This window comes from Rheinheimera baltica, from assembly GCF_030731985.1.
Taxonomy (GTDB): domain Bacteria; phylum Pseudomonadota; class Gammaproteobacteria; order Enterobacterales; family Alteromonadaceae; genus Alishewanella; species Alishewanella baltica.
In genome coordinates, this window is sequence record NZ_JAPJDY010000010.1 from 1 (window position 1) to 22,614 (window position 22,614).

The 22,614-nt window shown below is 47.3% G+C and carries 23 protein-coding genes; 11 read left to right on the top strand and 12 right to left on the bottom strand.

Translation table 11 applies throughout. From position 1 onward, the window contains the following. From ORJ00_RS15945 to ORJ00_RS15970, 6 genes are all read left to right on the top strand, one after another. Window positions 1-198: hypothetical protein (locus ORJ00_RS15945; protein ID WP_306140342.1), on the top strand; the 198-nt coding region annotated here is incomplete at its 5' end. 410 nt (window positions 199-608) lie between these two features. Continuing rightward, entirely contained in the window at window positions 609-983 is a 375-nt protein-coding gene (locus tag ORJ00_RS15950; RefSeq protein ID WP_306140343.1) for a hypothetical protein, read from the top strand. A 206-nt stretch (window positions 984-1,189) separates the two neighbouring features. Further along, complete coding sequence (locus ORJ00_RS15955) at window positions 1,190-1,615, top strand: helix-turn-helix domain-containing protein (protein ID WP_305976687.1); 426 nt, start codon at window positions 1,190-1,192, stop codon at window positions 1,613-1,615. A gap of 64 nt (window positions 1,616-1,679) precedes the next feature. Continuing rightward, a complete protein-coding gene (locus ORJ00_RS15960; protein ID WP_306140344.1) occupies window positions 1,680-2,570 on the top strand; it encodes a GyrI-like domain-containing protein in 891 nt (296 codons plus the stop codon). A 116-nt stretch (window positions 2,571-2,686) separates the two neighbouring features. Further along, window positions 2,687-3,709, top strand: coding sequence for an alpha/beta hydrolase family protein (locus ORJ00_RS15965; protein WP_305976685.1), 1,023 nt, complete (start codon window positions 2,687-2,689; stop codon window positions 3,707-3,709). A 320-nt stretch (window positions 3,710-4,029) separates the two neighbouring features. Beyond that, window positions 4,030-4,209: a hypothetical protein gene (locus ORJ00_RS15970; protein ID WP_305976684.1), complete on the top strand. Its 180-nt coding sequence runs from the start codon at window positions 4,030-4,032 to the stop codon at window positions 4,207-4,209. Between the two features lie 176 nt (window positions 4,210-4,385). Here ORJ00_RS15970 and ORJ00_RS15975 read toward each other — a convergent pair whose 3' ends face one another. The 10 genes from ORJ00_RS15975 to ORJ00_RS16020 all read right to left on the bottom strand — a co-directional run bounded on the left by ORJ00_RS15975 (window position 4,386) and on the right by ORJ00_RS16020 (window position 15,594). Beyond that, the gene (locus ORJ00_RS15975) at window positions 4,386-7,283 is read right to left on the bottom strand and encodes a ligand-binding sensor domain-containing diguanylate cyclase (protein WP_306140345.1); all 2,898 of its coding nucleotides are present in this window, start codon (window positions 7,281-7,283) and stop codon (window positions 4,386-4,388) included. Between the two features lie 117 nt (window positions 7,284-7,400). Continuing rightward, window positions 7,401-8,819 carry an NAD(P)(+) transhydrogenase (Re/Si-specific) subunit beta gene (locus ORJ00_RS15980; RefSeq protein ID WP_305976682.1) on the bottom strand — a complete coding sequence of 473 codons (1,419 nt, stop codon included), beginning with the start codon at window positions 8,817-8,819 and terminating at the stop codon, window positions 7,401-7,403. 3 nt (window positions 8,820-8,822) lie between these two features. Then, complete coding sequence (locus tag ORJ00_RS15985) at window positions 8,823-9,137, bottom strand: NAD(P) transhydrogenase subunit alpha part 2 (protein ID WP_027672001.1); 315 nt, start codon at window positions 9,135-9,137, stop codon at window positions 8,823-8,825. Between the two features lie 34 nt (window positions 9,138-9,171). Then, window positions 9,172-10,296, bottom strand: a complete 1,125-nt coding sequence (locus ORJ00_RS15990) for an NAD(P) transhydrogenase subunit alpha (RefSeq protein WP_306126853.1) — start codon at window positions 10,294-10,296, stop codon at window positions 9,172-9,174. Between the two features lie 133 nt (window positions 10,297-10,429). After that, window positions 10,430-11,386: a tRNA-dihydrouridine synthase gene (locus ORJ00_RS15995; protein ID WP_027672003.1), complete on the bottom strand. Its 957-nt coding sequence runs from the start codon at window positions 11,384-11,386 to the stop codon at window positions 10,430-10,432. A gap of 5 nt (window positions 11,387-11,391) precedes the next feature. Beyond that, window positions 11,392-11,544, bottom strand: coding sequence for a DUF2256 domain-containing protein (locus tag ORJ00_RS16000; RefSeq protein ID WP_084153616.1), 153 nt, complete (start codon window positions 11,542-11,544; stop codon window positions 11,392-11,394). 2 nt (window positions 11,545-11,546) lie between these two features. Beyond that, a complete protein-coding gene (locus tag ORJ00_RS16005; protein WP_305976679.1) occupies window positions 11,547-12,419 on the bottom strand; it encodes an HDOD domain-containing protein in 873 nt (290 codons plus the stop codon). Between the two features lie 105 nt (window positions 12,420-12,524). After that, entirely contained in the window at window positions 12,525-12,989 is a 465-nt protein-coding gene (locus tag ORJ00_RS16010; protein WP_027672005.1) for a hypothetical protein, read from the bottom strand. Between the two features lie 111 nt (window positions 12,990-13,100). Further along, window positions 13,101-14,987: a M48 family metallopeptidase gene (locus tag ORJ00_RS16015; RefSeq protein WP_306140346.1), complete on the bottom strand. Its 1,887-nt coding sequence runs from the start codon at window positions 14,985-14,987 to the stop codon at window positions 13,101-13,103. Window positions 14,988-15,003: 16 nt separating this feature from the next. Then, complete coding sequence (locus ORJ00_RS16020; RefSeq protein ID WP_306140347.1) at window positions 15,004-15,594, bottom strand: LemA family protein; 591 nt, start codon at window positions 15,592-15,594, stop codon at window positions 15,004-15,006. A 174-nt stretch (window positions 15,595-15,768) separates the two neighbouring features. Between ORJ00_RS16020 and glpE the strand changes: the two genes are divergently transcribed. Then, entirely contained in the window at window positions 15,769-16,095 is a 327-nt protein-coding gene (glpE, locus tag ORJ00_RS16025; RefSeq protein WP_306140348.1) for a thiosulfate sulfurtransferase GlpE, read from the top strand. Beyond that, window positions 16,088-16,918, top strand: coding sequence for a rhomboid family intramembrane serine protease GlpG (gene glpG / locus ORJ00_RS16030; protein WP_306126849.1), 831 nt, complete (start codon window positions 16,088-16,090; stop codon window positions 16,916-16,918). Before glpE ends, glpG begins: the two co-directional genes overlap by 8 nt. On the opposite strand, the gene ORJ00_RS16035 is transcribed toward glpG, so the two are convergent. Then, window positions 16,912-17,322 carry a flagellar basal body-associated FliL family protein gene (locus ORJ00_RS16035; protein WP_037055002.1) on the bottom strand — a complete coding sequence of 137 codons (411 nt, stop codon included), beginning with the start codon at window positions 17,320-17,322 and terminating at the stop codon, window positions 16,912-16,914. The two genes, glpG and ORJ00_RS16035, sit on opposite strands and share 7 nt — an antisense overlap. 180 nt (window positions 17,323-17,502) lie before the next feature. Between ORJ00_RS16035 and ORJ00_RS16040 the strand changes: the two genes are divergently transcribed. The 3 genes from ORJ00_RS16040 to ORJ00_RS16050 all read left to right on the top strand — a co-directional run bounded on the left by ORJ00_RS16040 (window position 17,503) and on the right by ORJ00_RS16050 (window position 19,402). Then, window positions 17,503-18,030: a chorismate--pyruvate lyase family protein gene (locus ORJ00_RS16040; RefSeq protein WP_306140349.1), complete on the top strand. Its 528-nt coding sequence runs from the start codon at window positions 17,503-17,505 to the stop codon at window positions 18,028-18,030. Then, entirely contained in the window at window positions 18,027-18,896 is an 870-nt protein-coding gene (ubiA, locus tag ORJ00_RS16045) for a 4-hydroxybenzoate octaprenyltransferase (RefSeq protein ID WP_370304656.1), read from the top strand. Before ORJ00_RS16040 ends, ubiA begins: the two co-directional genes overlap by 4 nt. 68 nt (window positions 18,897-18,964) lie before the next feature. Continuing rightward, a complete protein-coding gene (locus tag ORJ00_RS16050; RefSeq protein WP_306140350.1) occupies window positions 18,965-19,402 on the top strand; it encodes a DUF192 domain-containing protein in 438 nt (145 codons plus the stop codon). An 89-nt stretch (window positions 19,403-19,491) separates the two neighbouring features. Here the strand turns inward: ORJ00_RS16050 and ORJ00_RS16055 are convergent, their stop codons facing one another. Then, window positions 19,492-22,611, bottom strand: a complete 3,120-nt coding sequence (locus ORJ00_RS16055; protein ID WP_306140351.1) for an efflux RND transporter permease subunit — start codon at window positions 22,609-22,611, stop codon at window positions 19,492-19,494. Between the last annotated feature and the right edge of the window lie 3 nt (window positions 22,612-22,614).

The window sequence follows — 22,614 nt, forward strand, 5'->3', positions numbered from 1 at the left end:
TTCTCCTTTTTTGGTTTGGTCGCCTTCCAGCTTAGCCAATCTGGCAAAGCTGGGGGAGAAGGCTCAATGATTATCAAGGCGCTGTTGTCGCCACTATCGTGGCTGGGAAGTTTTGACTTGCAACAAGTTGCTCGCGTTTGTGGCAGCGTTATGTACCAAGATAGATCTGCTCATCATTCTTTGGTCGGCCTTAAATGAAATGGAGGCTATATGCCACAAAAATACATTGAAGAGCATTTGTACTGTAGTTGCAGTCAATGCAATTCTGAAAATATCCATGTAATCCGGAGCTATCTTCCAAACTTCATACTTTATCCATTTGGGTTGGCTTTTTTAGCTATTACAGGGACGCAACCGTTGCCAATTAAAATGGCCTGCAATGATTGCCAAAATAAGTTTTTCGGCAATGGCATCCATCACTAGTAATGGAACAGAACAATCGCAATCACAACGGGCCTTCGGCCCTCGGCCCTCGACTCGCAACAAGTTACTCGTGTGTGTTGTGGGCGTTATAACTCCTAAGGAAAATCTGTGAAGTTTTTAGGAATTATTTTTTAGCATTATTCGTGTCTACTGGATGTACATCAATTTCAAAGGATGTTCGGCTTGTGTCAGACACTAATAAGGATATCGCAAGTTTACTGATATACCGAGAAAAGGCATTTCAGGCTGGGGCAGTGAGTCTTTATGTCGGAAAAGATGACAAATATTTTATGGAACTTGGAAATGACGAGTACGGGCAGGTAGAAATTGATGCTGGTAAACACTTAATTCAAGCAAAGGCTAGTGGAAGCCCATCGTCGGCATTACAAATTGAATTGGTGAAAAATCAAACTGTTTGCTTGTTAAGTAAACCTAACCCTGAAATGTTGGGAGCAATGCTGATTCCATTAGTTGCGAATATGGTGCCTACGTTTGTTCTTGAGCAGGTAGATTGTCCAAGTGCAGAAAAACTAAAAGGATTCATGCGTGTTGGTTTATAACAAACGTCTAAAACAACGCGGCCTGCGGTCGCTGGACTCGCAACAAGTTGCTCGTTGTTTTTGGCGTGCGTTAGAACAAAAAAAGCTGCACTGTCGTAGATGTGTCGTATAGTTGTCGCCCTTGTATCGTTGTTTAGTCGTAAAAGTTTCCTGGCTTTTAGTAGAGCATGAGGTCGCCTCACCAACAAAATAGATTATGGGTAAGTATGAAAATAAATGCAGGATTGGTTCTTGAGCTTCGGAACAGGCAGTCATGGTCACAAGAAGAATTGGCTTTGGCTGCCGGTGTAAACCTGAGGACGATTCAACGTATTGAGAAAGAGGCCTCAGCATCGTTGCAAACAAAAAAGGCTTTAGCTGCTGCGTTTGACATACCTATTTCTGATCTAGAACCTCAGGAAATTATAAAGATGAAAAAGTATGAATATAAAACGCTTGAAATTCAAAGCAAAGAGGGCTTCCTGTCTGGTCTAAAAAAGCAGGAATTACCAGATTTTGAGGCAATCTTAAATAAAGAAGGCCAAGACGGCTGGCTGTTAATTCAAATTCTAAACCCTGAATTAGCCCAAGGTGTTTGGTCAGGTAAAACAGGTAATTTGCTTGCTCTGTTGCAACGTGAGGTAACAGAGTAAGTTCTAACAAGGTGCGGCCCCGCGGTAGGGGGAAATAGACATTGTGGGAGTTAGATAAAAACCCGTGGTAGATACCTTAAACAACAAGAACGCAAAAATTATTAGTCAGGTTGGGCAGTATATTTATGACCATAGTGACCAGACCATCAGCTTGGATGGTCTGGCAAGTTACACAGGCTTTTCTAAGTACCATTTTAACCGCATATTTTTTGCGGCGACGGGTTACCAGTTGGGTGAGTTTATCCAGCGGCAGAAATTGGAAAAGGCACTGCACATAATTAAACATGGAAACCACAATATTATCGATGTCGCTCTTAGCGTCGGATATGATTCCCCTTCGTCTTTTTCTAGGGCGTTTAAAAAGAACTTCTCTGTGACGCCAAGCGATGTAGTCCAAGGTAATTTGCCGATCAATGATCGTGCTGGCAGCTTAAAACCTAGAAAATTACTAACTGACCAAAAATTGGAACCTGTTTGGAAAAAGTTACCGGAGCAAAAAGTATACGGTTTGTATGGCAAAGGTTTTAATGAGCAATCTTTCTCCAAGTTGGCTGGAGAATTATACGGCTGTCTAGCTGCAATGGCCGAACCTTTAAGTTATGCAGAGCTACAGCCTATTGGTGTTTCTGTTGATAACCCGTGGGCAGGAGAGCAAACAGAAAGCCGTTTTTTTGCTGGCTTTGTTGAAGGCCTATCAGCTCACCATGAAAAACTGGAAGCTTTTAAATGGCAAGCTGGCCACTGGGCCTGTTTCACGCATACAGGTCCACATGATTGCATGTGGCAAACTATTTCTCAGGTTTATGCACAATGGGTCCTTCCTAATAGTATCAAGCTTAAAGACCAGCAAATTGTGCAGCGTTATCTGAATAACCCTATGGAAACTCAGTCTGAAGCTCTTAAGACGGAGTTGTACTTTGCAATAGAAAATATTGCCGCAGAAGAAAAAGCTTAAAATTCCGCTTCAAACGACGTATTTCTCACAAATCGCACTTTCTGCACTGCTCAATATTAATAATGCATTTATATTTGCTGCATTGAATGTTCCATGAAAAATAGATTGAGAGAAATATGAACCTAAAAATAACAAATCTGTGCTGTGCTAGTCTTATGTTGTTTGCTCTTTTTGGTAGTGTTCAAGCCTTCGCTAGCAGTGCAATGGAACTGAAGACAACAGAAGTCGACTTTTTTAATCAGCAAGTGAATCGACCAACCAAAATCAAGTTCTGGTATCAAAGTGGTGCAGAACCTTGTAAAACGACGATTTGCTTATCACCGAAGCAAAGAAGTCATCGGGTTGCGATTATTTCTCATGGCGCCTTTGGCTCTCCCCGTGAAATGAACTGGCTGGGTTATGCATTAGCCTCACAAGGTTGGGTTGTTGCTGGGGTAGCTCATTATGGCGAGTCTTGGGTTTATGGGCCTGAGAATATCGACCCGAGTTCCGCTATGCGCTTCTGGCAGCGCCCACAAGATGTAAGCTTTGCGATCGATAGTTTATCTGATAAGGGGCTATTTAATACCTCGCTTAAAACGGACAAAGTAATAATGCTTGGTCATTCTTCAGGTGGGTTTACGTCTTTAGCAATGGCGGGAGCCAATTTAGAAGCGGGTAAGTCGGAAACTTATTGCGCGTCAGAAAAGGCAAAAGATGATAAAGGCTGTCACTATGGCCAGCAAAGTAAACGCAAGCCAATGAGTGACGAAATGTTAAAGAAAATTGATTTGCTACAAGAGCAAATGCGAGACGAGCGAGTTGTAGCTGTTATCGCTTTAGATCCGGCCTTAGGGCATGCGGTTAGCGAACAAAGCCTAGAAAGTATAAAGGTTCCTACCCTAATTCTGGGCTCCGTTGAAAACGACTTCCTGCCGTATATCGCACATTCCAAATATTATGCAGACCATATTCAAGGTGCGAATTTGGTAGGTATTGAACAAGGCGCTGGTCATTTTGTGTACATCGATAAATGCGACTCTGAGCGGGAAGTAAATGGCGTATCTTTGTGTAAGGATAGAGAAAGTGTAGATCGTAAGACAATACAGAAACAAATACTCGAGCATGTGTTTGGCTTTATTTATAGAAATGGTTTGTAGTGGTCTAATAAAACCGGACACCATTTTAGGTGAAAATATTATGCACTGGGGAATATTAGTTTAATCTCTGTGCCTTCCAGCAAGGGCGATCTACCCCACAGTCGTTCGGTTTTAAACCATTGCGAAATTTTACTACTTATTGCCAAACAGATGCCGTGATTGTTGTTTCGGTTCTGCTGGCTTCCACTGTAGTTGAATGTTTGCGTAGGTATGGGCAGATAGCAGTTGCGGTATGAACTCATTCAAATCAATGTTGCTCAGCTGCAGTGCAATATTAGCCTCGTCTAGCTGCGCATAATCTAGCAGGGTATGAGCGCCACTTGCGCCAGGTAAGGCCGCAATTTCAGGCTGCATTACAACGTATTAGCAGCAGTATTGGCCGGTTGTTTCCAGTGGGCACCCGGGTAAGCCAGCCGCAAGGGGGCTTTGTATTGTGGGTAGAATTACCACAACAAATAGATGGTTATGTGCTAGCGCAGCAAGCGTTGACGCACCATTAGCATAGCGCCCAGGGCGATTTTTTCACCGGTGGCGCAGGGGCATAAGTCGGTATTCAGTAATTATATTCGCTTAAACTGTGCCGTAGCACAGGATGCGCGGCTGGATAGGGCACTGCAGACGCTGGCGCAGCTATGCAAGCACCAACCTGGCAGCGCATCGTAGCGACCAAAGGTTATTAGGCGTTAGCCAATATAACCCGGTTTCGCCCTGCGGCTTTGGCCGCGTAAAGCGCCTTATCGGCTCTGGCTAACACATCATTGAAGTCTGTTTCATGTTGGCGCATTGCAACGCCAAAGCTGGCCGTGATGTTAAGTTTCTCGCCAATGTCAGTTAAATCCAGTGCACTGATCTGCTGGCGTATTCTTTCACATATTTGCATCGCCTGTTCGGCAAACGTTTCTGGCAGAAAAAGTACAAACTCTTCGCCGCCCCAACGTGCGGCAAAGTCGGTTTCCCGACAGCCCGCTTGCAGCGCACCGGCGATACGTTGCAAAACCTGATCGCCCACCGTATGCGACCAATTATCATTCACAGATTTAAAGTGATCAATATCCACAATGGCCAGGCAAAGTGGATGTGGGTAACGCTGAATGCGGATAAACTCATTGGCAGTAATTTCTTCAAACGCCCGGCGATTACCCAGCCCGGTAAGAGAGTCTAGCCTGGCTTGGCTGGCAAAAAAGTCGGCTTGTAGTTGTATTTTACTCAGTAATTGCTGTCTTTCTTTATCCATTTCCAGCAAGTGTGATGTTTGCAGTTGTAGCGCTTGGGTTTTTTCTGCGACTAACCCCTGCAACTCTTGCTCCCTAATTACGCTCTGTCTTGTTCGCCATTGAATTATTGCAATAATCAGTACAATACTAATCAACACTATGGCAAACCAAAATAGTTTTGTTTGCCAGAAATAAGCTTGTATTACAAATTGCTGGCTAATCGCCGGGCTCCAATCACCACCAGCATAAGATACTGCGGCATCAAATTGGTATGCTCCGGGCGGTAGGTTAGTGTATTCGTTTAGTCTTAGCGCATCTCGCTCAACCCAGTCAGAGTCAAAACCGTTAAGCCGGCTACGAAACTTTAGCCGTTCAGGTGCAACAAAGCCCAAGCCAGCCAAGCGAATTGCTAAGCGCTCGGTCCCTGCTGGCAGAATAAGCTGTGGTTGAATAGGCTGAAGCTTGCCATTTGCGGTAATGGTTTCAAATTGAATAACAGGGGGTGACAGTGCAAAGCGATTTAAGAGCTCAGGCTTAATAGCGACACCGCCGGCAGTAGCAAAAGCGATACTACCATCTGCGCGTGCAATGGCTGCCGGTGATGACCCACCGTTAGTCTGAGCATTGCCCATACCCTCTTTTTCGTTGAAAAGCTGTACGTCTAAACTTGAGTCTGTATTCGCCAAATATCGATTTGCCTGCGCAAGACTAAGGCGCACTATACCGCGGTTTGTCGAAAGCCATAAATATCCCTGTTTGTCTGCAACCACGTGCAGCACGGTTTCTGATAATAAGCCCGCTTCCAGGTCAATCAAGTTTAGCTGTTGCTCTCGATACCGACCTAAGCCTTTGTCGGTAGCTAACCATAAATCTCCATTTCGTTCATCAAACCATTGCCCTAATATCCTGCGCTCGTTAATGTTCAACTGTGTTGTCAACGTTGTGAACTGGTTGTTGTGCCAGATACCAGCACCTTCATTAGTGCCGATGACCAACCTGCCATCAGGTAGCAGTTGTAGTGACAAGATGTAACGGTTGTGCTCTGGGGTAGAAATTCGTTCTATTTCACCATTGTCGCTGTTAAGGCGATGAACGCCATTTGCGGTTGCCAACCAGATAATGTTATCGCTAACGACGATAGCCCGGATATTAAGTGACGCTAAGCCATCTGCTGTACCATATTGCTGGAGAGTCTTTTGTTCCACAATGTGCAGTACGCCTTTGCTGTGTGTACCAACCCAGACACTGTTGTTTTGGCCTATCGCCATACTAAGTACCGAGGTGTTGTGCAAAATGGGCGTTATAGTGCCGTCGGCATCGTAGCGGTCTAAGCCTGCCGGACTGCCAATCCATAAACTGCCGTCTGGGTGATCCAACACGGTGCGAACAAAGTTATCCTGCAAGCCGTTGTAGGTTGTCAGGTTAATAAAAGGCACTTCCCGGATCCGTTTTAAGCCATTACTGGTACCAACCCAAATGTTGTTTTCACGATCTTGATACAGTGACAGCACTCTATTCGCTCTGAGATCATTGTCTAAGCGCAGAGGCTCTGCTTCATTATCATTGTTTAGCCGGAACAAGTCTGCGCTGATACCCCCAAACCATAGCATGCCCAAATGGTCAAACATCAGAGTTGCCGCCGGAATGTCAGTGAGCAGTTGAAATACCATTGGTTGTGTATTTTGCAAAGCACGGTAGACACCCTTGTCAGTGGCGACGACAAGCTGTCCATTTTGATCGAACAGTACATCGTATACCGTTTTTTCTGGCAAATAATGCTGTTGTATTGGAGTGTTTGCGTTGTCTGGGTAGTATTGCACCAGGCCGGCTGAGGTTGCCAGCCAAATTGTCCCTGTGGGGCTTTGCTTTATTTTGTAAATGATATTAGAGGGTAGTCCATCTGATTTTGTCAGCTGTTTATAGTCAGATTTTTTGACATGGATAAGGCCACTGCTAGCTGTCGCGACCAAATAATCTGTCTCTGATATTGGCAATATGTCACACAGCAAACTATTTACTGCACGGAATGATGACCAGTTTTGTTGATTTAACCTGATGACGTCACCGTTTACTCCTGCCATATACAGGCTACCATCTTCAGCCAGAATGATATTTTTAATACCGAGGTTGCGTAATTCTGCCGTGTCCTTTCGGTTAAATGCTTTAAAATCGAGGCCATTGTAGCGCACCGGTCCTTCCCAAGTGGCAAGCCATATATAGCCATCTGCCGTTTGCGTAATGGCGTTAATGGTCGAGTGGGGTAAACCGTCTTTGGTAGACCAACTTTCTATGTTGTAATGTTGCAACGATAATGGTTGATTAGCCACCGCAGATAGGGTCGCAAATGTTAATAAAAACATAAGGATATAAGAGTGCAGACGCATTGGCAGCAGACTTCGAAACAAAAAGAATAACCTTTGTTATAACACAGTTTTCTTTAGGGCGGCAGCCGCCGCCCTAAAAATGAAGGCTTCTTACTAGTGCCCCCCACCCAGTGATTTAATCGCTTGGATCATTGATACCATCACTTTTTGTGCATCGCCGTATACCATTTGAGTGTTGTCAGCATAAAACAGCGCGTTTTCCACGCCGGAGTAGCCTTTACCCTGGCCACGTTTTACAACATACACCTGCTTTGCCTGGTCGACATTAAGTATGGGCATGCCGTAAATCGGTGAGCTTTTATTGCTGCGTGCTGCTGGGTTTACGGTATCGTTAGCGCCAATAACAATGGCAACATCGGCTTCTTTAAACTCATTGTTAATGTCTTCCATGTCGTAGATGATGTCGTACGGCACGCCTGCTTCTGCCAGTAGTACGTTCATATGGCCTGGCATACGCCCTGCTACCGGGTGAATAGCAAACTTTACTTCTACATCAGCATCTTGCAATAGTTTAACCAGCTCGTATAATTTGTGCTGAGCTTGCGCTACAGCCAGGCCATAGCCTGGAGCGATTATTACTTTCGTGGCATAACGCATGTTAATGCCGGCGTCGCCTGCATCTACCGGTTTCTGGCTGCCTTCCATTTCACCTTGCTCTTCATCACCTGCGGCACCAAAGTTAGAAAACAGCACGTTTGCTACCGAGCGATTCATCGCTTTTGCCATTAACAGGGTTAATAGCGACCCGGCTGAGCCTACCACCATACCGGCAATCATCAGCGCCGGATTGTTTAACACATAACCTTCAAAGCCAACGGCTAAACCGGTAAAGGCATTATAGAGTGAGATGACCACAGGCATATCGGCACCTCCAATAGGCATGGTCATCATTACGCCGTATACTAGCGCCAACACAAAAAACAGCGCAAACACCGGTATGGCTACTACACCGCCATGCCAGACAATGTAAGCACCAATGGCGAGCAATAGTAATAACAAGCTGCCGTTTACGGCCTGCAAGCCAGAAAAGCGTAAAGTTTTATTAATACGCCCATCCAGTTTGGCCCAGGCGATAAGCGAACCTGATAACGAGACCGCGCCAATAACGCCACCAAGTACTGCTAGTGTTAGTGAAACACTGCTGTGGGTTTTGTAGCCAATCAGTTCAATTGCCGCAATCGCTGCCGCTGCGCCTCCACCCATGCCGTTATACAGCGCTACCATTTGTGGCATTTCGGTCATCGCGACCTTTTTACCACTGCGCCAGGCCCACCCTAAGCCAAGTGCTAGCGCAATGATGGCTAAGGTTAAATTGGTGGATAAAAAAGGTTTTGCTGCGTCGTTTACATCCAGCGTGTACAGAAAACTGGCTAACACGGCCAACACCATACCCGCACCAGCTACCACAATACCTGAACGGGCAGTGAGCGGTGATGACATGCGTTTTAAGCCATAAATAAACAGGAACGCGGCGATAAAGTAACTGGCGTCAATGAGTAAAGCTGCATTCATGGTTTATTCCTTAGTGCTTTTGCCAGACGGCTTAAACATCTGCAACATACGCTCTGTCACAACATAACCGCCAGCCGCATTGCCTGCGCCTAGTAGCACACCAATAAAGCCAATAATTTGCTCCGGCAAGCTTGCAGCGTTAAGCAGTGCCCATAATGCACCTACCACCACAATGCCATGAATAAAGTTAGAACCCGACATTAACGGCGTATGCAAAATAGCGGGTACGCGGCCGATAATTTCAAACCCAGTGAACGCCGCCAGCATAAAAATATACAGGGCGACAAAGCCGGTGAGGATTGTAGTTGTGTATTCCATCTGTATGTCCCTAAACGCATTAAATAGCGTAATGTTAGTTATCTAGCGCCGCTTTAATCTGCTCTGGCATAATTCTGCCTGCGTGCGTGAGTACCGTTTTCGCTAAAACCTCGTCGTCCCAATTCAATGTTATCGCGCCATCATTTATGCATAGCTGTAGCAGGTTCAGCAGGTTTTTTGCGTACAGCTCGGACGCATGCTCGGCCAGCATCGACGGCACATTTAGTGGTGCGGCTATGGTAATTTGGCCTTGCTGGATAGTCTTGCCTGGCACACTGTATTCGCAGTTACCGCCACCCTCAGCGGCTAAGTCGATAATCACTGCGCCCAGTTTCATGCCATCAACCTGCGCCTTGCTAATTAATTTAGGTGAGGGGCGCCCAGGAATAGCGGCCGTTGTAATAACAATATCGGCTTGTTGAATGTGTTTGGTGACAACCGCTGCAATGTTGTCTTTCTCTTCTGGCGTTAGTTCGCGGGCATAACCACCCTCGCCACGGGCATCAACGCCAGTATCAACAAACTTTGCGCCCAATGATTCTGCCTGCTCTTTGGTTTCAGGTCGCACATCGTAGCCTTCAGTTATGGCGCCAAGGCGTCGCGCCGTAGCTAAGGCTTGCAAGCCCGCCACACCAAGCCCCATAACCAGGCAGCGGGCAGGACGAATAGAGCCAACAGCAGTGGTCATCATTGGTAAAATGCGTGCTAGCTTGGTTGCTCCCATTAAAGCGGCATAATAGCCAGCCAGCGCCGCTTGTGAGGATAGCGCATCCATCGCCTGCGCACGGCTGATACGCGGCACTTGCTCCATAGCAAAACAGGTGATTTGCTTGTCACGCAGTAAGCGGGTTAGCGCAGGTTCTTTATGTGGATAAATAAAGCTGAGTAAAAGGGTGCCAGGACGCAGCAGGTTAATTTCGGCTTCGGTAGGGGCCTGTACGGCCAACACAATATCCGCATCGGCCAGTAGGTGTTGCTCAGTGGCGGCAATGTCGACAGAGGTATAGGCGCTATCAGGTAACATACTGCCAAGGCCTGCCCCCGTTAGCATGCTGATACTGCACCCTAGCTTAGCTAATTTATCGGCCACAGCAGGCACCATGGCAACGCGTTTCTCATGCGCCCTGCGTTCGAACAGCACGGCAACCTTTATCGGCATATCCTTTACTCCTTATTTTAACTGTCTGAGGAGTATAGTCTTTATTTTTCAACTTATTGGATTGTGGTCGGTTATATCAGGCATTGATGCCCGTTATATTGGTTTCTTTCCATAGCTGGAATAAATGAACGCTTTAGACGTTAAGAGCGGTTTGCATATCCAACGCGTGTTGTAACGTTGCCAGAATATCCGCGCTTTTACGCTGAAGTCTAAGTTGCTGAAATAACTCAGCCGCTTGCGGATATTGCCGTTTTAAATAACTAAACCATTGCTTGATGCGGTTGGCATAATACTGGCCTTTGTCGCCGCTAATCTCAAACTCGGAGTACTGCATTAGCAGCTGCAATACCTCGCACCAGGGCATAGTAGCGGTATTGCTGGCAATGGTTTGCGCCAGGTTTGGCATGGCAAGCGCGCCGCGACCCAGCATAATATCGTTGCAGGCCGACTGTTCGCGGCACAAGACAGCATCTGTCGCCGTCCATATTTCACCATTGGCAATCAGCGGAATATCGACATGCTGCTTTATTCTCGCAATCCAGGGCCAATACGCTGGTGGGCGATAACCGTCACTTTTGGTGCGGGCATGTACTGTAAGCATATTTGCCCCGGCAGCTGCAATGGCCGCGGCATTATCCAGAGTTAAGCTGGTGTCATCGTAACCCAGACGAATTTTAGCGCTAACCTCAAACTCGGCTGGCACAGCATCGCGTACGGCTTTAACGATACGGTACAGCTGCTCAGTTTCTTTTAACAACACGGCGCCACCGCGGCTTTTGTTTACCGCTTTGGCCGGACAGCCAAAGTTAAGATCGACCCCCGGTGAGCCCAGTTCAACAGCGCGCACGGCATTTTCAGCCAACCAGTGGGGTTCTTGTCCCAAAAGCTGCACCCGAACCGGCGTGCCCGATGGCGTTTTCCCCCCATTTAGCAGCTCCGGGCAGATACGGGTAAACACTCGCGGGGGCAGTTTTTGGTCTACTATACGAATAAACTCAGTAATACACAGGTCAAAGCCACCCAGACGTGTCAGCATATCGCGCATCAGATGATCGACAACGCCTTCCATTGGAGCCAAAATAATTTTCATTGGGTTTAACTGCTTTGGCCAGTTGATTTATTGCGGCGGCAACGTTCAGAGCAATAGATAACGTCCTGCCAATTGCGTTGCCATTTCTTGCGCCAACTAAACGTAAGTTGGCATACCGGGCAGATTTTTTCTGGCAACGTAAGTTTATGATGCGCCATGCTTAAACAGAATAAATGGTGTGTATTTGCTGTCGGTGCAGCAGCTCTGCCAGCTCGGGCAGTTGCAAAGGCTCTACATCCAACACTTCCAATATCGCGCCCTTATGTTGCTCCCACTCCGGATCCAGGCTGAGATCAAAAAGGTGTCGGCTTTCACCACTGAAATGCTCTGCCAGTTTAAGTAAAGCAAAAAGCTGCTTTTCTATGTCGCTGTCTGACTCAAGCATAAGTTGTGGGCTATGATGATACGCTATGACGTTACAGAGTTCGGGGGTTAAGCCCCATGACTCGGCAATAAGGTAACCCAGCACCTCATGACAGGTTTTAAAATGCTGTTCTTCAATTTCACTGTAACCAAACTGCGCTAGCAAGCCTTGTTGCATAATTTGTTCATAATGAGCTGCCTGAGGATGAATAAGCGCGATGCCAGCATTATGAAATAAGCCTAAACTATAACAGTCATCTTGTAAGGTTTGCGGCAGGTTAAAGTGTTTTGCCAATGTCATTGCGATATTGGCAGTATGCAGAGCACTGGCCCATAGCTTTAAACTAAATTTATCGTCTTGGCCTTCGGCCAGAGTAAAGCGCAGCAATACGCTACGTACCAGCTTCAGTACCCGGTTAACACCAAGAAATTTACAGGCGTGTTCCACAGAAGTGATTTTATGGCGCAAACCAAAAAAAGCTGAATTAACCACTTTTAACGTAAAGCCAGCAATACCAATATCGAGATTAATTAGCGTAGCAATACGTTTAATATTTGGCTCAGGAGCATCAAGCTGTTGCTGGATGTGTTGCAAAATTTCTGGCTGTGGCGGTATGGTAAAGCCATTTAGCGCCTGTTCAATTGCCGACATATCAATGGCCTGCGCCATAAGTCTTTCTCCAGAATAAACTGCTTACCCACTGGCCAACACAACCACTGATTGCGTATAAATGCTAAATCACAACAGAATAATTAGCTAGCAGAACACAACGATTTATGAATCAAGATAAGGCCGGCCGGACATTAATTTTTGTGCCAGCTGTTGCTCACTTTGCTGCTCGTTAAGCTGTAAATCGTTAAATTGCACATCAAATTGAATCATTTCTTCATCATCTAAATGTTGCGCCACTAAACGATCTGGCACCTGGCCAACCTGACGATAGGCATTGATTGCTACCTGTGCCGCTTGTTCCATTAGTAATAAAAAGTCACCTAACGGAAACTGCTGAAAAATGTCTGCATCCAGATGTGCCCAGCCCAGTAAGTCGCCACTAATACTGCCATCAGCATGGTCGGTAAATAACATCGACACAGCGGGGCATGAAGGGTTCTCACCACCTTGATATTGTTCAGCATCGTCACTGTTAAAAACTAATACATAACCAAAACCGGGGCTGCCTTCAGCATCCATGTCGTCGAATGACGTATCGTACATCAGAAATAAGCGATTATCAGTCATGACGTTTTCCTGCTGAAAAATGGTCGATAATTCTACCTGAATTTAACTGCAGGCTAAAGTAACAACTGCCAGGTTAAACAGAATATCGGCAAAAAGTGGTAAATTATTAGCTTAATCTGGTTGATAAGGTACTTGCAGCATCAACGCCAATGCAAGTAGTAAAGCCTGCTCTTGTAGTTGCAAAAGCTGATCTGCGCGAACACAGGCTTCAATGGCTTGCCAAAGTTGTTGTTTTTGTTGTGGAGGCAGTGCTAATAACGTGGGCAGTTGCTCGCTTAAGGTGTTCAATTGTGGTGTCTGCCGCGACGTGGACGAGGTAAAGGGTAGAGTCGATAAGCCGGCCTGCCAGGCTTGCTGTTGTGCGCTGTCATCACCGGCCGCACTGCTAACCAGCGCAAGCAAGGCTAAAATGGCAGGAGCTTGCTTCGATAAACTGTCGTTAGAATACTGACGAACAATCCGATTTTTATCATATTGCACCGCGATGCAGTGTGTAACAAATTGCTTAGCAATCCATGCGCCTAGTGTTGGGCTGGCGCTGCAGTTAAGTAATGCCTGAAGTAGTTGTTGCAACGCTTCTATCTTGGTTTTATCCAAAGCTTTTAATGCAGGCATAACCCGCTGCAGTAGTTGAACTTGCTGCAATGGATTGAGGTTTGCGACGCTATCACACAGCTGATCGACCTGCTGTAGCAGTGCAAGAGAGCCTTGTGTTTTGATGACCTGCAGTTGCTGGGTATGAACCGGATCCTCCGGCTGAAGTAGTAAACAGCACACCAGTGCAGCGGCCGGTTCGCTTTGGCGGCTGCTATGCAACAATAATAACGGTAAGGTCTGTTGCAAACGCTCAGTATTGCTAAGTGAGCTGTTATTTTCGCTAACAGGTTCTGCCAGGCTGCCAGACACTTCACTGCCGGATAAGGTGGCAGTTGTTTGAGTTGAATCTTCAGTTGAAGTTTGCTGGGCACGTGCAGATGGATATTTACCGTTCCAATGCGGTTCCAGCCGTTTGATTCTGGTGCTAAGTGGTGGGTGCGTGGCAAACACCGACGCCCAGCGGCTTATGGCTTCGCCAAAGAACAGGTGGCTGTTTTCGTCAGCATTTTGATTGCGAATTTTGCTGCTGTTGCCCTGGCTGCCAATCACTTTTAGTGCACCAGCAATACCACGCGGATTTCGGGTGAATTTTACCGCACTGGCGTCGGCAAGAAACTCTCGCTGGCGGCTAACCGCAGCTTTAATCAAGTTACCAAAAAAAGACCCCAGGTAACCAATGATCACCAGCCCAAGTGCGACTAATAAAATGCTACCACCATTTTTGTCGCTACCGGACTTACTTCTACGCATCGTGGTGCCATGGCTACCACCGCGAAGCATGTAGTAGCCAATGTGACCCAGGAACAGAATACCATTTAAGATAGCAATCAGGCGGATATTCATGCGCATATCGCCGTTTAAGATATGGCTGAATTCGTGGGCAACAACACCTTGTAACTCGTCCCGGGTTAGCTGTTCTATACAGCCTTGTGTCACACCAATAACAGCATCTGCCGGGCTGTAGCCCGCGGCAAAAGCATTTATGCCTCGTTCCGGTAGTAAGTAAACCGGCGGCACGGGCGTGTTAGCTGCCAGTGCCATTTCTTCTACCACATTAAGCAGGCGCCGTTGCAATGGGTCCTGGCTGTCTGGTGCTAACCGGGTGCCGCCAAGGGATTCTGCAACTACCTTACCACCAGCCCTTAGTTGTAACCATTTAACCAATATGGCAATACCCACTGCCGCCAACACTGTGGCACTGACTGCGGTTATAATTGGCCAGGATAACGTGTGCCATTGTATCGGGCCAGCTAATGCATTAGGTTCTATAAAACCCAGCCCAACCATTACAATGACATTGGTTAGCAGTAACAGCACCAGCACGGCTACGCTGAACAGTGCTACCAAGAGGCGGGTGTTTCGCCTGGCTAAATCCTGCTGGGCAAAAAAGTTACTGCTCATAGAAAAGAGTTACTGCTTAAAAACTAACTTTTGGCGCGGCTTGAATGGCTGCACTGTCGGCAAACTCCAGCAGTTTGGCATCAGCGGCGTGGCCAAAACTGGCGGCAAAAATAACCGGTGGAAAGCTCTGTTTGTAGCTGTTGTAGTCGGTAACGGCGTCATTAAACGCCTGACGAGCAAAAGCAACCCGATTTTCAGTGGTGGTCAGTTCTTCTGACAGCTGCATCATGTTTTGATTGGCTTTTAAATCCGGATAAGCTTCCATTACTACATTTAACCGGCTCATTGCGCTTTGTAATGCCCCCTCGGCACCGGCCAGCTCACTAATAGCACCGGCATCGCCGGGGTTGTTTGCCGCGACTTTTAAGCCGGCTAATGCGGTGTTACGCGCACTGATTACCGCTTCTAACGTCTCACGTTCGTGTGACATATACGCTTTGGCGGTTTCTACCAAATTGGGGATCAAGTCATAACGGCGTTTTAATTGCACTTCAATTTGTGCAAACGCATTTTGAAATCGATTTTTAAATTTTACCAGCGAGTTAAAAATACTGATAACCCAGAAGACTATTGCAACAAGAATAGCCAGAATAATCAGGCTGGTCATGGTAACTCCGCTATAACAAATTATTTAGGTGTTATTGTTAACAATACTTTAATCACTGTCCAGTGTTAATTAGAAAAAGCAGCACTAAAGTATCAGAAGCATTAGCTGGTGGCATCTTGCTGGTAATTCGCTGGCGCTGCGGTATCATAGCCGATGTTATTCAGCGAGGTTCTTATGAGCGATTTTCAACATATTTCTGTGGCAGATACCGCAAAGTTACTGGCAGATTGCAAGGTGGTAATAGCCGACATTCGTGACGAGCAAAGCTTTGCTGGCGGCCATATCGAAGGTTCCTACCATTTAACTAACGGCAGTCTGACAGGCTTTATGCAGCAGGTAGAGTTTGAGCAGCCGGTGGTGGTGGTGTGTTATCACGGTAATTCCAGCCAGGGCGCCGCGCAATATTTAGCGCAACAAGGTTTTGAACAGGTATTTAGTATGGATGGCGGCTTTGAGAGCTGGCGCTCACAATTGCCATTTGTGAGTGGCGACAGTGCATAAATTTGCTGAGTTAAATTCGGCGCGGGCCGCACAGTTATTTGCTGATTATTGTACGGCGCAAGGGCTTGATGTTAGTGCCGTTGTTCAGCGCCCAGATTGTGCAGAACTCTATGCCTCCACTGAACAGTTAGCTCAGGTTGAACACGAATTTAGTCTATTTATGCAGCAGCCGTCACATCCTCGCTATCAAGCGGCGGCGTGGCAGCTAAGCCAGCCCACTAATGATAATGCCCGCGTGCTACCGCAATTTAACCCGCTGGCGTTGTGGCACCAGGCCCCGGTGACTTTAGCGGTTCTTGTGCTGTGCCTGCTGGTTTACGCTTGGCAACAGGTTGACTGGCGCGGCAGTAGTGGCTTACTGCAGTTGTCTGACCCTGTTCAGTTATGGCGCTGGTTTACGCCAATGCTGCTGCACTTTTCGTTGACGCATTTGGTGTTTAATGTTGCATGGTGGTGGTATTTGGGACGGCAGCTAGAGCAGCGTCAAGGCGCAGTAATACTGCTAAATATCACCTTGTCAGTGGCATTAATCTCAAATGCTATGCAGTATTTTATGGTAGGGCCTCAGTTTGGTGGTTTGTCGGGGGTGGTATACGGTTTATTTGGTTATTTCTGGCTAACAGGCCGGTTAAACCCGGCACAAGGGTTGCAGCTTAGTTCTGGTATGGCTGGGTTTATGTTGCTGTGGTTAGTGCTGGGTTTTATGGATGTATTATGGATTAGCATGGCTAACTGGGCGCATCTGGGTGGTTTAGTTGCTGGCTTAGGCTGGGCCTGGCTGCTACGGCGTCAGCATGGCCCCAAAACACCGCAAGCTTACTGATAGAAATATTTAGTAAACAGCAAATCTCTTATCATGGCATCGCCCGTTTCTTTTTTCATCGCGGCTTGCAGCTGCTCTAAAATGTCTAGGCGAATTTCTTCCCGGCCGGTTAGCGATTTAATTTTGTCTTCGGACTGCTTGCTTACTGTGCCATATATAATGTCCAGTATGAGTGGCTCATGGTGTTCAATAGCTGGCAAAAAGCTTTTGTCTTCAAGCATAAGCTCAATTGTCAGGCGAATGTAACCTAAACTGCGTTTATTGCCAGAAATATAGTTAGTAACGATGTCAGGGTCGAAACCGTAGTAGACAATTTCTTTTTGCTCTTCTTGCGCATAAGCTGGCAAGGAAGCGACAAGTAATGACAGTGTTAATAACAGGCTATGCAGTACGGGTTTTAACATAAGTATCACTTTTAGTTGATTAAAATGGGTTGCGCAGTAGGATAACCTTAGCGCTATGACCGCTATTTTACCAGTTAACCCGGTTTGCAGTAAGTCGTTTTTCTAACCTGTTAGCAGCTGAAAATGCTCGCTTAAGTTGTTATGATGCCGCCAGACTTTTTTGCAGTTGAATTTATGTTTGTGAGTAAGCCTCTTATTTCTCTTGACGCCAACTGGCAAGACGCGAGTCAGATGCTGCTGCCAGTGACTTTGGCACCTTGGATCCTTGAGCCGGCATCCCTTACCTCCCGGTTACGCCAGTATTGCCAGCAATTTCGCGTGCAGGTGCTGCAAGAGCAACGCAGCGCGCTGCCTGCTTTTTTGCAGCCATTGCTGCCGGGTGTGGCGCTGGCGCAGGTACGTGAAGTCATACTCTGGTGCGATGATCAACCTTGTGTGTATGCCCAGAGCTGGTTGCCAGAGCAAACTATTGCTGTGCTTAAACCACTGGCTGATTTAGGCGAGCGGCCGCTGGGTGATTATATTTTTCAGCATGCAAGCTTGCGCCGCGGTACTATTGAAAGCGCGATGTTGCCGGTGTTACTGCCGGACATTCAGGTTCGGACTAATTGCCTGGCAAGGCGTTCGACGTTTTTGTTAGAACAACAGCCATTGTTAGTGGCTGAAACGTTTTTGCCAGACATGGAGATGTTGGAGCAACGCAAATGATGACGTTGGCACTGCGTCGCACACATTGGCGCTACTATTGGCAATTAATGCGGTTAGACAAGCCGATAGGCACCTATTTGCTGTTATGGCCAACCTGGTGGGCATTGTGGCTGGCAAGCGAGGGTGTACCATCACTAACGCTGTTACTGGTATTTAGTGTTGGTGTGGTGCTGATGCGGGCAGCCGGTTGCGTGATCAATGATTATGCCGACAGACAATGGGATGGCGCGGTAGAGCGCACTAAACACCGGCCATTGGCTAGCGGTGCAGTAACGTCAGCCGAGGCGCTGCAATTGTTTGTATTGTTGCTGCTACTCAGTGCCAGTTTGTTATTGTTTCTTAACTGGCAAACCATGCTGCTATCGTTGGTGGCAGTATTGTTGGCAGCAGTTTACCCCTTTATGAAGCGCTACACGCATTTACCGCAAGTCGTCTTAGGTGCGGCGTTTAGCTGGGGCATGCCAATGGCATTTATGGCAACCCAGCAGCAGCTTCCTGCGTTATTGTGGGTGTTGTATCTGGCAAATCTGCTATGGACGGTAGCCTATGATACTTACTATGCCTTGGTAGACCGGCCTGACGATATCAAGGTCGGCATAAAATCTACCGCTATTTTGTTTGGGCACTATGCATTGCCCATTATTGTAATGTTGCAGCTATTAACCTTATTGCTACTGGTGTTGGTGGGTTTTCTGGCTCAGTTGCATTGGGTGTACTACGTTAGCGTAGTGGCAGCCTTAGGTTGCTTTGTCTATCAATACCGATTGGCTAGCACCAGCCGCCAGGGCTGTTTTGTTGCCTTTTTACACAATCATTATGTGGGGATGCTGATATTTATGGGTATTGCCTTAAGCTACTTACTTTAAGTTACTTTAAGCTACCTACTTTGAGCGTTACCCTTTGTCATCGCTACTAACCAAAAGGATAAACTGCTATGCGTCGTCTGCTGAGCATCTTGTGCATGGTGTTACCGCTGCTAGCCTGCGCAGCTGATTCTGAGTCACTTGAAGTATTTGCATTGGTCCCTTTGCAGATTGGCCCGCATACCATTGAAGTGCAACTGGCCGATACGCCTGAGAAACGTGCACAAGGCTTAATGTATCAGCAAAGTGCTGAACCTGGCATGTTACTGGTTTACTCTCGTCCTACTGCAATGGCATTGTGGATGGCCAATACGGCCATGGCACTGGATGTTGCTTATATAGGCCCGGATTGGACTATTGTTCAGCTGGTGCAGCTGCAACCCTTTGATGAAACGCCGGTGCCCTCGCCGGGGCCTGTTGTTGCCGCCCTTGAAATGCCGCTAGGGTGGTTTGCTCAACACGGTATTGTAATAGGGCAGAGTGTCAGACTAAATCCATCAGCGCATTAACGGTCTGCCCTTAGTTTCTGCCCTTAGTTTTTTGCTTACGGCATATTGCTACACAGTTAGTGCTGCAATATGCCGTAGAAATGAATAACTTACGCCGGAGTAATAACTAACTTACGCCGCAGCAATAGGAAGTACAGTACCGGCATCAACAGCATTGACACCAAGGGCGCAGCTACCATGCCACCAAGCATGGGCGCGGCAATGCGTTGCATAACCTCATTACCCGTGCCACTGCCAAACATAATAGGTAGCAGACTAACGACAATAGTTAATACTGTCATGGCTTTAGGGCGCACCCGCTGCACTGCACCTTGCATAATGGCTTGCCATAATTGTTGCTCTGTTGTGGGTTGGGCATCTTCTACGGCACGTTTTAAATACAGCAGCATAACAACCGCAAATTCGGCGGCGACACCGCTAAGTGCGATTAAACCTACCGCAACTGCAACGGATAACTGATAATCCAGCAGATAAAGCAACCATAAGCTGCCACTCAGTGCAAACGGCAGGGAGATCAATACCAGCAGAACATCTTGCATACGGCCAAAGGTGAGGTACAGCAAGACTACGATAAGCAATAGTGTAAAGGGGATTAGGTGTTGCAGGCGCTCGGTAACACGTTGCAGATATTCATATTGGCCACCGATACTAACACTAACCTGAGCCGGAAATTGCTGTTTTGACAACAGGTTTTCCAGTTGTTGCAGATAATCGCCCAGCTGGGTCCCGGCGAGTAGATCGATAAAAACCCAGCTGGTTAGGCGGGCGTTTTCAGCGCGGATCATTACCGGGCCATTGCTTACTTTAACGTCTGCCACCTGGCGTAATAAGACAAAGGCCCCATCACGGGTTTGTAGCGGTAAATTGGCGATATCGTCGGGGTGGCTGCGCAAGTCGCGGGCAAAGCGCAGGCTGATATCATAACGTTCTCTGCCTTGAATGCTTTGCGCTACAGCAGCACCACCTAACGCAAAAGCAACATATTGCTGTAATTCAGACAGCGTTAAACCGTAGCGGCCCAACTGCTCAAGATTAGGCGTAATGTTTAAATACAAACCGGCTTCACTGCGCTCTGCAAATACCGAGCGGCTGCCGGGAACTTGCTTAATCTGCTGTTCAAGCTGCTGTGCTACCTCAGACAAGGTGGTTAAATCTGGCCCACTGATACGCACGCCAACCGGGGTGCGTATGCCGGTTGACAGCATATCAATACGGGTTTTTATTGGCGGCAGCCAGGCATTTGTTATACCCGGTACCTGCACTACCGCGTCCAGCTCGGCCACAATGTCATTTAAGCTGTAACCTTCACGCCACTGGCTTTGCGGCTTTAATTTAACACTGGTTTCAAACATGGTTAGCGGCGCAGGGTCGGTGGCTGAGTTGGCGCGTCCGCTTTTACCTAGCACAGTATCTACTTCGGGCACCGTTTTAATCAGCCGGTCGGTTTGCTGCAGCAGTTTAGCCGCGGTTGCCGGGCTTAAACCCGGCACAGTGGTGGGCATATACATTAAATCACCTTCAGCAAAGGCAGGCATAAACTCTGTAGATAAACGTTGCCATGGAAGCAGGCTTGACATAAGCGATATCAACGCAACAAAAATCAGCGTTTTAGGGAACCGTAGGCAAAGTTTAAGGATGGGGGTATACAGGGCGAATAGCAGCCGGCTGATGGGGTTAGCCTGCTCTGAGGGTATTTTACCGCGCAGTAAAAACAGCATAAGTACCGGAATAAGTGTAATAGCCAGTATCGCTGCTGCGGCCATGGCAAAGGTTTTAGTGAAGGCCAGGGGTGCAAATAACCGGCCTTCCTGTGCTTCTAACAAAAATACCGGCATAAAACTGACAGTGATCACCAACAGGGAGAAAAACAATGCCGGGCCAACATCGAGACAAGCTTCAATGATAGTTTGTCTAAATTCACTTGGGCTTAAAATGCGGTTATTGGCCCGCGCTTGCTCAAGTTTCTTATGGCCGTGCTCTACCATAACAATAGCCGCATCCACCAAAGCACCAATGGCAATAGCAATGCCGCCTAAACTCATTACATTGGCGCTGACACCGAGCAATTGCATTAATAATACACTGGCTAGCAGTGCCAGTGGCAAGCTGATAACCGCAATAAGGGCAGAGCGGGCATGCAGTAAAAATACGACACACACCAGCGCTACGGCCGCCATTTCTTCGAGCAACTTAGTACTTAAATTTGCCACCGTATTGTGGATAAGTTCTGATCTATCGTACACGGTAACCAGCTCAACGCCATTGGGTAAGCCTGTTTTTAATTGTGCGATTTTGGCTTTTACCGCATCAATGGTTTTAAGGGCGTTTTCGCCATGGCGCATAACAATAATGCCCGCTACAACTTCGCCCTCACCGTTGAGCTCAGAGATACCGCGCCTGGCAGAGGGTACAAGTTGCACTGTGCCAATATCGGCGAGTGTTAATGGGAAATCAGCTTGATTACGCACACCCAGCGGCACGGCGGCTAAATCTTCCAGTGAGCTAATGTAGCTGCCTGCTTGCACCAGTAGCTCTGTTTCGGCCACTTCAATAATGCCGCCACCTTGTTGCTGGTTGTGGCTGTTAATGGCACTAATGACTTGCTGCAATGTAATACTTAGCGCGCGCATTTGGCGTGGATCCAGTTGCAGCTGATAGGTTTTATTCATGCCGCCAACGCTGGCAACTTCCGCTACCCCTGTAACGCTTTGCAGTTCAGGTGTTAAGTAAAATTGCTGCAGGCTGGTAAGTTGCTCTAGCGACAGTGTGCCGCTGCGATCTTGTAGTGCATATTGAAATATCCAGCCAACACCGCTGGCATCCGGGCCCAGGGACGCTTTGGTACCTGCGGGTAAATTAACGGTTTGAAGGTATTCCAACACCCGTGAACGTGCCCAGTAGGGGTCGGTGCCATCTTCAAAAATGACGTATAAATAGCTGTCATTTGGCATAGAAAAACTACGTACTGCCTTGGCTTTGGGTACGGCTAAAAGTGCAGTAGATAACGGGTAACTCACTTGTTGTTCAATCGTCTCCGGTGTTTGTCCGGGATAACTGGTTTTTACAATAACCTGCACATCCGATAAATCGGGCAGGGCGTCCAGTTTGATTTGTTGGCTGGCTTGATAGCCAAACAGTGCCAGCGCCACCGTGGTAAGTAACACGAGCAGCGGGTTTTTCACTGACCAGCGGATAATGGCGTTAATCATGGG

Excerpts from the sequence above, each read along its gene's own strand:
- ORJ00_RS15955 (WP_305976687.1), top strand. The coding sequence starts at position 1,190 with ATGAAAATAAATGCAGGATTGGTTCTTGAGCTTCGGAACAGGCAGTCA.
- ORJ00_RS15965 (WP_305976685.1), top strand. The coding sequence starts at position 2,687 with ATGAACCTAAAAATAACAAATCTGTGCTGTGCTAGTCTTATGTTGTTT.
- ORJ00_RS15975 (WP_306140345.1), bottom strand. The coding sequence starts at position 7,283 with ATGTTTTTATTAACATTTGCGACCCTATCTGCGGTGGCTAATCAACCA.
- ORJ00_RS15980 (WP_305976682.1), bottom strand. The coding sequence starts at position 8,819 with ATGAATGCAGCTTTACTCATTGACGCCAGTTACTTTATCGCCGCGTTC.
- ORJ00_RS15985 (WP_027672001.1), bottom strand. The coding sequence starts at position 9,137 with ATGGAATACACAACTACAATCCTCACCGGCTTTGTCGCCCTGTATATT.
- ORJ00_RS15990 (WP_306126853.1), bottom strand. The coding sequence starts at position 10,296 with ATGCCGATAAAGGTTGCCGTGCTGTTCGAACGCAGGGCGCATGAGAAA.
- ORJ00_RS15995 (WP_027672003.1), bottom strand. The coding sequence starts at position 11,386 with ATGAAAATTATTTTGGCTCCAATGGAAGGCGTTGTCGATCATCTGATG.
- ORJ00_RS16000 (WP_084153616.1), bottom strand. The coding sequence starts at position 11,544 with ATGGCGCATCATAAACTTACGTTGCCAGAAAAAATCTGCCCGGTATGC.
- ORJ00_RS16005 (WP_305976679.1), bottom strand. The coding sequence starts at position 12,419 with ATGGCGCAGGCCATTGATATGTCGGCAATTGAACAGGCGCTAAATGGC.
- ORJ00_RS16010 (WP_027672005.1), bottom strand. The coding sequence starts at position 12,989 with ATGACTGATAATCGCTTATTTCTGATGTACGATACGTCATTCGACGAC.
- ORJ00_RS16015 (WP_306140346.1), bottom strand. The coding sequence starts at position 14,987 with ATGAGCAGTAACTTTTTTGCCCAGCAGGATTTAGCCAGGCGAAACACC.
- ORJ00_RS16020 (WP_306140347.1), bottom strand. The coding sequence starts at position 15,594 with ATGACCAGCCTGATTATTCTGGCTATTCTTGTTGCAATAGTCTTCTGG.
- glpE (WP_306140348.1), top strand. The coding sequence starts at position 15,769 with ATGAGCGATTTTCAACATATTTCTGTGGCAGATACCGCAAAGTTACTG.
- ORJ00_RS16035 (WP_037055002.1), bottom strand. The coding sequence starts at position 17,322 with ATGTTAAAACCCGTACTGCATAGCCTGTTATTAACACTGTCATTACTT.
- ubiA (WP_370304656.1), top strand. The coding sequence starts at position 18,027 with ATGATGACGTTGGCACTGCGTCGCACACATTGGCGCTACTATTGGCAA.
- ORJ00_RS16050 (WP_306140350.1), top strand. The coding sequence starts at position 18,965 with ATGCGTCGTCTGCTGAGCATCTTGTGCATGGTGTTACCGCTGCTAGCC.
- ORJ00_RS16055 (WP_306140351.1), bottom strand. The coding sequence starts at position 22,611 with ATGATTAACGCCATTATCCGCTGGTCAGTGAAAAACCCGCTGCTCGTG.